The organism is Empedobacter sp. R750 (genome assembly GCF_030324345.1).
Taxonomy (GTDB): domain Bacteria; phylum Bacteroidota; class Bacteroidia; order Flavobacteriales; family Weeksellaceae; genus Empedobacter; species Empedobacter falsenii_C.
On record NZ_JACAGF010000022.1, the window covers coordinates 21734 to 32142 of the forward strand.

Here is a 10409-nt window from a genome sequence, read left to right on the forward strand (position 1 = left end):
CTATTTCTTTTTGTTAAAAATCTTATATTCAGATGTTAATAATTCCACAAAAAGTAAACAAACCGCAACCGCTAAAAACCACTGATAAATGTGATTCATATCTCTTGTTGTAGAGTTAGCAATTTCGTTTTTATCTAATCGGGCTTTATACATTGATAATGCGGATAATGCATCTTGTGTATTATCCAAATGAATATAAGTTCCGTTTGTATCTTGTGCCAATTCACGAAGATTTTTATCTTCTAATTTTGTAATAACTGTAGAACCTGTTTCGTCCTTTTTATAGTCTTCGGCGTAGCCATTGTAGTACATCGGAATTGGAGCTCCTTTGTCTGTTCCAACACCAACTGATACAATATGAATTCCGTTATCTTTTGCTATTTTAGAAGCTTGATTAACTGTATTTTCGTTGTCTTCTCCATCCGAAATTAACACAATTAATTTACTTGTATTCGCAGAACCTTTGAATGTTTTTGCAGCTTCCTGAATCGCATTTAAGTAATTTGTTCCTTGGCTCGAAATTAACTCAGTATTAACATTTTGCAAATAACTTTCGATTGCAGCATAATCATTTGTCAATGGAGAAATCGTGTAAGCATTCGCTGCAAACGCAACCAAAGAAGCTCTATCTCCGCCTAATTGATGTAATGTTTCTGTGATTAATTTTGTTGCTTTTTCTAATCGAGAAGGAGCAACATCTTGTGCATTCATCGAACTTGATAAATCTAACAAGAAAACCATATCAATTCCTTCGCGTTTTACTTGCACATCTCGTTCACCATAAAGTGGATCCATCAATGCAATTACCATTAAAAATAAAGCTACACAAAATGCAACAATTTTGAAACCATAACGCTTTGAAGATGTGATTGGAAAAACAAATGGAAATAATTCTTTATCTGCAAAGGTTTTCTTTACACGTTCGCGCCACTGAAATACTGTTATCGATAAAAATATAACGACAAACAATAAAATCATCAACCAAATATTATGTAATTCTCCCCACTGCATTAGATTAATTCTTTAAAAACGGTTCTTCGTAAAATGGCTTCTAATACCAAAATGATGAATGCAGGCAATAAAAATCGTGCAAACAATTCGGTATAATTATAATATTTGACTTCGTTAATTTCTGTTTTTTCAAGTTTATCAATTTCGTCATAAATGTTTTTTAGACTTTCATTGTTTGTTGCACGGAAATATAAACCTCCAGTTTTATCTGCAACTTCTTCTAACAGTTTTTCATCAATTTGTACAGGACGCATCTCAAAAACATAATCACCTAACATATCGTAACCAACAGGCATAGGCGCCATTCCGTTTGTTCCAATACCAATTGTATATACTTTTATCCCTTTCTCTGCTGCAATATCAGCGGCTTGTCTCGGTGAAACATACATCAAATCTCCAGAAGGATTTACACTTTCAACACCATCTGTAATCAAAATAACTACTTTAGATTTTGCCTTACTATTTTTAAGATGATTAACAGCTGTTGCTAAACCAACTCCAATTGCTGTTCCATCAGCTAAACTACCTGAATGTAACATTTCGATTTCTTGTGTCAAAACATCACGATCTGTTGTTAATGGAACACGTGTCAAAGCTTCTCCAGAATATTCGACTAAACCAACTCTGTCCGTTTTTCTTCCAAGTGAAAAGTCTTTTGCAACTTCTTTTAACGCTGTTAAACGATCAGGTTTCAAATCACGGGCTAACATACTCAACGACGTATCTACAGTCAATAAAATATCAACTCCTTCGTCCGATTTTACTTTTGTTGTAACATCTACATAACGTGGACGAGCCAAGGCAACAATGCACAAAGCCATCGCGATAATTCGCATCAAAAATAAAAGTGGTTTGTACGTCGCTAACGAACTTTTTGCACCTCCAAATGCTTTGAGCGAAGGTAATTTTAAGGATGCTTTTTTCTGGCTCGTTTTGCGAATTTCTCTGAAAATAAAGAAAGGCAAAGCAAGTAGTAAGAGTAAGATCCAAGGATTTTGAAACTCAAAATTTAGCATTCCTAATTGTTATTAAACTGTTTATATTTTTCTCCCGTCACTTGATCTTTTTTCAAATCTTCGTTCTCCGGAATTTCTAATGGTTTTACACGATCTACAAATTCATCTACCCAATTTCGGTGCGAAGTATTTGTCGGTTCATCAAACTCTTGTTTTGCGAATTTTACCAAATCAGCATCGAACAAAAATTGTTTAAATTTCTGCACATCTTCTGGTAAAACATCTGGTTTTGTCGCAACATATTTTACCAAATCATCCGACAAAATTTCTAATGCCGAAAAGTTATAAATACGTCCTAAATATCGTCTTACAATAAATGATAATTGCGTATAATATTCTTTTTGTTCACCACGTTTCAAATATTTCTTAGCATCCAAGGCTATCAAACTTGCTTTCGCTTCGTCGTATGGTGTTTTGTATGAATCTTTACCAGATAATTTCGATTTTGCGCGAACATATAATACAACCAAAACAATTCCGATAATAAATAAAATCAACGCAATAATGCCGTACAACCAATATTTATTCCAATAATCTCCAATAGAATATTCTTCTTCCATTACAGGTTTTATCGGGAAAATTGCATTTTTCGTTGTATCAACTGCAATATCTTGAATATCAATTTCGAGTTGTTTTGTAGTTAAATCTTTTCCATTTTTCTGAATAATAAATGATGGAATATTAAATCTCCCTGCATCATATCCAGTCAATTCTAAATGTTGAACAATTTCAGATTTTCCATCCGTTTTTACAGTGTCAATTTTTTGACCTAAAACTTCGATGTGATGATTAATTGAATCTGAAATCGTAGGAAAAACAACTTTATCTCCTTCTTTGTAATCAATTTTCAATTCATATTGGATTGGCTCGCCAATTTTGATTGTCGTGCGATCCAATTTTGGCGTAATTTCTTGCGCAAACGAAAATTGAAGGATAAAAAAACTTACTAAAAGCAATAAATTCTTCATTAGGCTTTATGACTTTTAAAGTAGTTTAACAATGGGCGAACATAATCTTCGTCGGTACGAATACTGATTGCGCCTGAATGATTTTTCTTGAAAATAGATTGATAACGTTGATCTAAATCGCGGTAATATTGCGCATACTGTTGACGCAATTTCTTCGATGAAGTGTCTATCAAACGGATTTCGCCTGTTTCGTTATCTTGCACATGAACTAAACCTACGTCTGGAAAAGATTGCTCTTTTTCGTCATAAACTCTAATTCCAGTCACATCATGTTTTTTTGCCACGATTCGCAATGCTTTTTCGTAATCTGAAGAATCAATAAAATCTGAAAGAATAAAAACATTTGATTTTCGGCGAACCAAATTCATAAATGTTTCCAATGTTACTGCCAAATCAGTTTTTTTGCTTTTTGGCTCATACGAAACAATTTCTCTTACCAAACGCAACACATGTTGTTTTCCTTTTTTGGGCGGAATAAATTTCTCCACTTGATCCGAATATAAAATCAAACCAACTTTATCATTATAGGTAATTGCCGAAAAAGCCAATGTGGCGCTCAATTCAGCAATCGTTTCCATTTTAATTTGTTTTCGTGTTCCAAAGTTTTCAGAATTCGAAACATCAACCAATAAAAACATGGTTAATTCTCGTTCTTCTTCAAAAACTTTTACATAAGGTTCGCTATATCGAGCCGTTTTATTCCAGTCTATATTACGAACGTCATCACCGTATTGATAAGGACGAATTTCACTAAAAATCATACCTCTTCCTTTGAATGAACTGTGATATTCCCCCATAAAAAGGTTGCTCGCTTTGCGCTTGCTTTTTAGCTCAATACGTTTTACACGTTTGATGATTTCTTTTGCATCCAAAGTTTAAATGATTTTGAATAATGGTTTAGTTTAAGGAACTGGAACAACATTAAGAATATTGTCGATAATTTCTTCTGGCGTTACATTTTCTGCTTCTGCTTCGTAGCTAATTCCGATACGGTGACGCAACACATCTTTTGCCATTGCACGAACATCATCTGGAATAACATAAGCGCGTTTGCGTAAAAATGCATACACTTTTGAAGCTTGTGCCAAATTGATTGATCCACGAGGCGAAGAACCAAACGAAATCATTGGAACCAATTTTTCTAATCCAACTTTTTCGGGAAAACGAGTCGCGAAAATAATATCCAAAATATATTTTTCAATTTTTTCGTCCATGTAAACTTGTTTCACCATTTCGCGCGCATCCAACAATTCTTGTATAGAGATTACTTTCTCAATTTTTGGAAATGATTGATTAATCGAATTTCTCAAGATCAAACGTTCTGCTTCAAATTCTGGATAAGTAATTACAGTTTTCAACATAAAACGGTCAACTTGCGCTTCTGGTAAAGGATAAGTTCCTTCTTGTTCCACCGGATTTTGAGTTGCCAAAACTAAGAAAGGTTTTTGTAACGGATACGTTTCATCACCAATTGTTACTTGACGCTCTTGCATGGCTTCTAACAAGGCAGATTGCACTTTTGCAGGCGAACGGTTAATCTCATCAGCTAAAACAAAATTCGCAAAGATTGGTCCTTTTTTGATTCTAAAATCGTTTTCTTTTACATTATAAATAAGTGTCCCTACAACATCGGCAGGTAACAAATCTGGTGTAAATTGTATACGAGAAAAAGATCCATCAACAGCATCAGATAGTGTTTTAATCGCTAATGTTTTTGCTAATCCAGGAACACCTTCTAATAAAACGTGTCCATTTCCAAGTAATCCGATTAATAGACTTTCAATCATTTTTTCTTGTCCAATAATCGCTTTATTGATTTCCGATGTCAACCTTGCAATGCTTTCGCTTTTTGCTTCTAGTTGTTGGTTTAGTTGTTGTATATCCAAAATTTCGTTGAAATTAATGTTTATATTATTGATTCAAATTTCCTCTAAAATTAACAAATACAATTGATTTAGAAATTAAAACTTTCATACAATATTGTTAAACTTTGTTAAGACAAAAGTAGTGTACCAAACGTTTTGATTATTATTTTCAGTAAAATTTTTCCAAGACTTACAAACTATTTATAAACAATAAACGTTTCTAAATAATATTTCTTTAAATCATTATACAATAACTATTTAAAGAATATTTATATTTTTACTGAAATTTATTAAAACTATTATGAAAAACTATTTATTATTAATCATTATTGTACTCGGTTCTAACATTTATGCTCAAAAAGAGAAAGTAAAATCTGGTACTGTCGATTTCTTAAAAGGACAATCTAAAATGAAAGTTATTTTTGACTATTCAAATCTAAAAATTAATGCAGATAGCATTACAGAAGCAGAATATGTTCAAAAAAAGATTGTTGATCTAAATGGCAAAAATGCTGGAAATGGAGATATTTGGAATGATAAATGGACTGGTGCAAAAGAGTCTATCTGGGAACCAAAATTTATGGAGTTATTAACTAAATATGGTGCAAAATCTACTGGAATTTCATTCTCTGAAAACGCTACAGATGCTCCTTACACAATGATTGTTAAAGTTGATTGGATTTATCCAGGTTGGGATGCATTTGTAATGAAACAAGCTGCAAAAGTATCTACAACTATTACTATTGTTGATTCTAATAATTTTGAAGATAAAAAATTTGTTGTCAATTATAAAGAAGCTCCAGGAACTCAATTCGGTAATAATTATAGTGATGAATCGAGAATTGGAGAAGGGTTTGCAAAAACTGCTAAAACTTTTTCTAAAATGTTAGAGAAAAAAATAAAATAATCTTTCAAAAAAATACATCAAAATCCATTCTTTATCGAATGGATTTTTTTATTCAATAAATTTGACAATTTTGTTAAAAACTTTAATAAATCCTTTATTTCACCGCTACTTAACACTCGTTTACCTCAATATTTTTGACATCCTTTTTCTGTGTTGCAACTTTGTTTCAAGAAAAATGAAAAGAATATAATTCTAACATTAGTTGTAAACAAAAACATAGATTATGAAAAAAGCATTTTTATTAGCAAGTATGATGATGGTGATGGCAGTTTCTGCTCAACAAAGACCACAAGGAAATAATCAACAACAAAAGGATAAAGTAGAACATACGCAAACAAATTCTGTTGATAGACAGTTGAAAAAATTTGATCAATATAATTTAACAACTTCTCAGAAAAAGAAAGTAAAATCTTTGTTAGAAAGTAATTTATCAACATCAAATTTCAATAAAAAATTAGAGAAAATCTTGAGTAAAAAACAATATGCTCAATATATAAAAGATCAAAAAAATACATCGAACAAACCAAATGTTTCTCAAAAATCTAAATCAACAGATAGTAGAAAAACACATAAATAATAAACACAATAAAATTTAAACAAAATGAAAAAAGTATTTTTATTAGCAAGCATGATGATGGTAATGACATTATCGGCACAAGAAAGACCACAACAAGGTGAAAAATCTGGAAACAGAAAAGAGCAAAGAGAACGTCCGACTGTAGATCAACAATTGAAAGAATTTGATCAATACAATTTGAGTTCAGCTCAAAAGAAAAAAGTAAAATCGTTGTTAGAAAGTAGAGATTCTGACATGAAAAAAGAGTTTGCAAACAGAGACAAAAATTCTACTCAAAAAGGAGAAAGAGGTTCTCGACCAGAAAAAGGTACAAACGATTTTGATACTAAATTAGAGAAAATTTTAGACAAAAATCAGTTCAATCAATACAAACAAGATCGTGAAAAACGTATGAAATCTGAAAAATTTAGTATGCACAAAAAACGTGATGCGAAAGGAAATAGACCTTCCTCTAAATGTGCATAAAATCATAAAAAATAGGGTTAACCTACAAATTTTGATGGTTAACCTCTATTAATTTAAATTTTGAAAGAATATTTTAAAATTTGTGTGAGTTTAAAAATTATTATTGAATAGCACAATGTGTTATTTCATTTCATAAGTAAGTTTTTTTAAAGTAGTTTTTAAAATTCATTTTCATTCAATTATCAAGTGAAAAGCGAGCCGATTTAGCTCGCTTTTCTTTTTTTATTCTTCTGGCATTGCTTGCCATTTTTTGTAAAGATTGATGATGAAATAAAAACTTATTAAATATAAAATTGGATTGATGTAAAGAAAAATTTCTGCAAATTCTTGTAACATCAACAATTCTTTATTTGTTTGTCTCAGTTCATAAATACTTATTTTGCTTGTTGAATCATATAACATTTCTGCACGTAAATCTGTGTAAAAACTAAGCATCACAATTCCGATAAAAACATTAGTCGCAACAAACCAATTAAGATTAACACCGGTTAAAATTTTATACTTTTTGGAACGTAAACCAATCAGTGTAATCGCTATAAATACAATGTAAAAAACAAATAAAATAATATAAGGTGTAAATTGTGTATAACCGATACTTGCATTGATAGATATTCCGAAAACACTTCCTAAAATTGCCAAAATTCCTGCGCCAATTAATGAAATTAACCAAACTTTGAACGAACTAAATCTGAACGTTATAATCAAAACAGTAATGATTAAAGCAATTAGTAAATAGTATTGAATAAGTTCTAACCAAGTGGAACTGTATTTAGCAAGCTCAATATTTTCATACACTCTATTTAAACTTGATTGGTTGATGTAATCTTGTTTTTTATAATTTATTTCTTTGTAATTTAAATTTGAATCTATAAAATAATACGGATATTGAGGTAAATAATCAATCCAATTTTTATGTTTGAATTGATAACCAATTTCTTGTTTTTTTAATAAATCGGTATAACTATTCAATAAATTTTCAATTGCTTTTCGATCATTTTTTTGCAACAAAGCAATCCATTGTTCATCGTAAAATTGATGATTTAAAGTAGAATCTTTCGGGTTGTTAAAAGCCAAAACACTATAATTATACAAACTTGCTAAGTTGAAATACGTTTGTGGTTTTTCTGAAGCGTTTACAGGACTTGCATACGAAGCTGAATCTATACCTATTGCAACCGAATCTACAGCTGCTACATCGGGATACGCCGCTTCTTCATAAAGCTGATTTGTAGACGAATTATTCTTTTTTAGAGGTTGATATGTTTGATTAAAATTAATTTTAGAATAACTAAATCTCTCGGGAAAATAATCTCTTAATAAGGTTTCAAACTCAGGATTTCTGAAATACGGCTCCAAAAAAGGATTATACGAATCATGTGGATTTTCTCTTAAATATTCTCTCTCATTTTTTTCATACAATTCTCTTGTTTCTTTCTCCGAAACCAACGAATCAAAAGCTAGAACAGGCAAATTTCTCGAATAATTATCGTAACCAAATTCTGATCGAAGTGTAAAACCTTGTGTTCTGTTGATAATGTCGATATCTTTCAAATACTGTTCTTCACTCATATAATTTGAAACCCGAAATTTAAGACCAGTTTTGAATGAATTTGGCACATAAAACATCAAAAATATAATAAAGAAAACGGCCAGAAATTCTTTGAATAAATAATTTCTTGAGGTTGGATAATTTGATTTGAAACGATTATTTTTAATATAGAAATACAGCCAAATAACGCAAATAATGACACCAATTAACACATAATAAATAATAATTCCTGAGTTGAAAAACACTTCGTAAAGTCCACTTTCTTGCAGTTGAGATTTTTTAGTAAAAAATAGAAATCCGTTGATAAATGCAATCAAGTTGAAAACTAAAATCGTCAACAAAATCCAAATAAATTTTAGATTCCAAATCAGCGGATATTTTGTAATTAAAGTTTGATTTATTTTTTTGAACATAGTTGGTTAGTTTTAATTGACAAAAAAGCGACGACTTGATTTCGAAATATCTCGAATGTATTTTATCTTCAATGATGATTTTCCGATTTCGGACAGAATCATATTCATCGAAATTTCATCATCAAAATATGCGATATACGATCCTCCATTAAATTTTATTTGCTTAATTTCGATGTTAGATAAAGCTGTTAATAACTCTTCTTTTGTGTTTTCCACATCAATTTCAACAATCGTAAAATCACCTTCCAAATCATTTGTATCTCCTTCTATTTTAAGCTTTCCTTGCTCCAAAAAGAGAACTTCTGTCGATACTTTTTCAACTTCGTACAATTGTTGAGAACTCAAAATAACACCAAAAGGATTGCGAATAGATTGTGATAAAAATTTCAAATCTTCGAGAATAATTTGTTGCGCCAAAATATCCAAATTCGCCAAAGGTTCGTCTAATAACAAGACTTTTGGACGACGCAATAACGTTCGCGCCAACTCGAATCGCATTTTGTAACCAGACGACAATTGTCGCCATTGCAAATCCTTGTACGGCCAAAGCCCCAAACGCGCTAACATCACATTAGCCAACAACCAATTTTCTTCGTTGTAAATATCATAACATGTCAAGGTAAACTGTAGATTTTCCATCAACGAGCCATATAAAACCTCAATTCGTTGCGGCACATAAACCAATTTAGTTTTCAGCTCGAAACTAAACGGTTTTGCTTTAGAAAAATGATAATTTATTTCGCCAGAAGTTGGTTTCAATTCACCACAAATCAAACGTAGTAAAGTTGTTTTTCCATTTCCATTTTCTCCAACTAATCCAACAACTTCACGTGATTTCAAATCAAAAGTGATCGGATGAAGTTTAAAATTTCGGCGATGATAAGCTTTTTCAACATTGTTGGTTGATATCAACGTTTCTTCTTTCTGAAAGGGCGGAGGAGAAGCTTGTTTCAACTTTTCCACTAATTGTAAAGCTTGCGTTGTTTTATTTTCGTTCGTAGAATTCTCGTTATAATAAAGATCCGAATAGGAGATAATCTCTTTGTAAAAAGATATCTCACCCAAATCCAACACACAATCAATTAATCGGCGATAGCCCAAATCAAGATCATTCTGCTGCAAATGATTTTCTACTTCGTTTAGTCGTTGGTTAAATTCATTCATAGATTGATTATTAAATCATTACGAATATAACAATCCTTTTCTACAAATAAAATGGCTAATTGTAGGGAGATTTCAGTTTCAACAATTTTTGATAAACTATCTTAATTACTTTTTAATTTACTATTTGTCAAATATTTATAATTAACAATTTTAAATTTATTAAATCGATTTAGTTCTAAAATCATCATTATTCACAAGTTTTAATAAAGTCTATTCATAACTTTTTAATTCATTTATATTGAATAGTTTACTATTAACAATTTAAGTAATTAATCAAGCTATAAACATTCTTTTTATAACTCAGTTGAAAAGCAGTTAATTTATTAATTAACAAATGATTATAATTAACAATTGTCAAATAGAAATAAACTCAGTTTCTCATAAAGTGTGGTTCTGAAAACGAGTTCCTTTAGATTTGAAAATCTTAAATTGTAGTATAAAAAGAAGAGAAAAGAGTTTGAGTACACTATAACG

At 30.7% G+C, this 10409-nt stretch carries 10 protein-coding genes; 3 read left to right on the forward strand and 7 right to left on the reverse strand.

The window, feature by feature from the left end; all coding sequences use genetic code 11:
* Genes HXZ74_RS15825 through HXZ74_RS15845 form a run of 5 tightly spaced genes read right to left on the reverse strand, consistent with a single transcriptional unit; the run spans window position 1 to window position 4875 of the window.
* Complete coding sequence (locus tag HXZ74_RS15825) at window positions 1–1011, reverse strand: vWA domain-containing protein (protein ID WP_038336169.1); 1011 nt, start codon at window positions 1009–1011, stop codon at window positions 1–3.
* The gene (locus tag HXZ74_RS15830; RefSeq protein ID WP_280062594.1) at window positions 1011–2027 is read right to left on the reverse strand and encodes a vWA domain-containing protein; all 1017 of its coding nucleotides are present in this window, start codon (window positions 2025–2027) and stop codon (window positions 1011–1013) included. Before HXZ74_RS15830 ends, HXZ74_RS15825 begins: the two co-directional genes overlap by 1 nt.
* Before the next feature lie 2 nt (window positions 2028–2029).
* Complete coding sequence (locus HXZ74_RS15835; protein ID WP_286476284.1) at window positions 2030–2995, reverse strand: BatD family protein; 966 nt, start codon at window positions 2993–2995, stop codon at window positions 2030–2032.
* Window positions 2995–3867 carry a DUF58 domain-containing protein gene (locus tag HXZ74_RS15840; protein ID WP_038336175.1) on the reverse strand — a complete coding sequence of 291 codons (873 nt, stop codon included), beginning with the start codon at window positions 3865–3867 and terminating at the stop codon, window positions 2995–2997. The genes HXZ74_RS15835 and HXZ74_RS15840 overlap by 1 nt, the downstream gene beginning before the upstream one ends.
* A gap of 30 nt (window positions 3868–3897) precedes the next feature.
* Window positions 3898–4875, reverse strand: coding sequence for an AAA family ATPase (locus tag HXZ74_RS15845; protein ID WP_409450794.1), 978 nt, complete (start codon window positions 4873–4875; stop codon window positions 3898–3900).
* Between the two features lie 286 nt (window positions 4876–5161).
* Here HXZ74_RS15845 and HXZ74_RS15850 point away from each other — a divergent pair, with 286 nt between their 5' ends.
* The 3 genes from HXZ74_RS15850 to HXZ74_RS15860 all read left to right on the forward strand — a co-directional run bounded on the left by HXZ74_RS15850 (window position 5162) and on the right by HXZ74_RS15860 (window position 6809).
* Window positions 5162–5767, forward strand: a complete 606-nt coding sequence (locus tag HXZ74_RS15850) for a hypothetical protein (RefSeq protein WP_038336180.1) — start codon at window positions 5162–5164, stop codon at window positions 5765–5767.
* Between the two features lie 223 nt (window positions 5768–5990).
* Entirely contained in the window at window positions 5991–6344 is a 354-nt protein-coding gene (locus HXZ74_RS15855) for a hypothetical protein (RefSeq protein WP_038336182.1), read from the forward strand.
* Window positions 6345–6368: 24 nt separating this feature from the next.
* On the forward strand, window positions 6369–6809 hold the full coding sequence (locus tag HXZ74_RS15860) for a hypothetical protein (protein WP_038336184.1): 441 nt from the start codon (window positions 6369–6371) through the stop codon (window positions 6807–6809).
* 222 nt (window positions 6810–7031) lie between these two features.
* On the opposite strand, the gene HXZ74_RS15865 is transcribed toward HXZ74_RS15860, so the two are convergent.
* Together HXZ74_RS15865 and HXZ74_RS15870 are read right to left on the reverse strand one after the other, a co-directional pair.
* A complete protein-coding gene (locus HXZ74_RS15865; protein WP_280062587.1) occupies window positions 7032–8771 on the reverse strand; it encodes a hypothetical protein in 1740 nt (579 codons plus the stop codon).
* A gap of 12 nt (window positions 8772–8783) precedes the next feature.
* Window positions 8784–9935 carry an ABC transporter ATP-binding protein gene (locus HXZ74_RS15870; protein ID WP_280062586.1) on the reverse strand — a complete coding sequence of 384 codons (1152 nt, stop codon included), beginning with the start codon at window positions 9933–9935 and terminating at the stop codon, window positions 8784–8786.
* Between the last annotated feature and the right edge of the window lie 474 nt (window positions 9936–10409).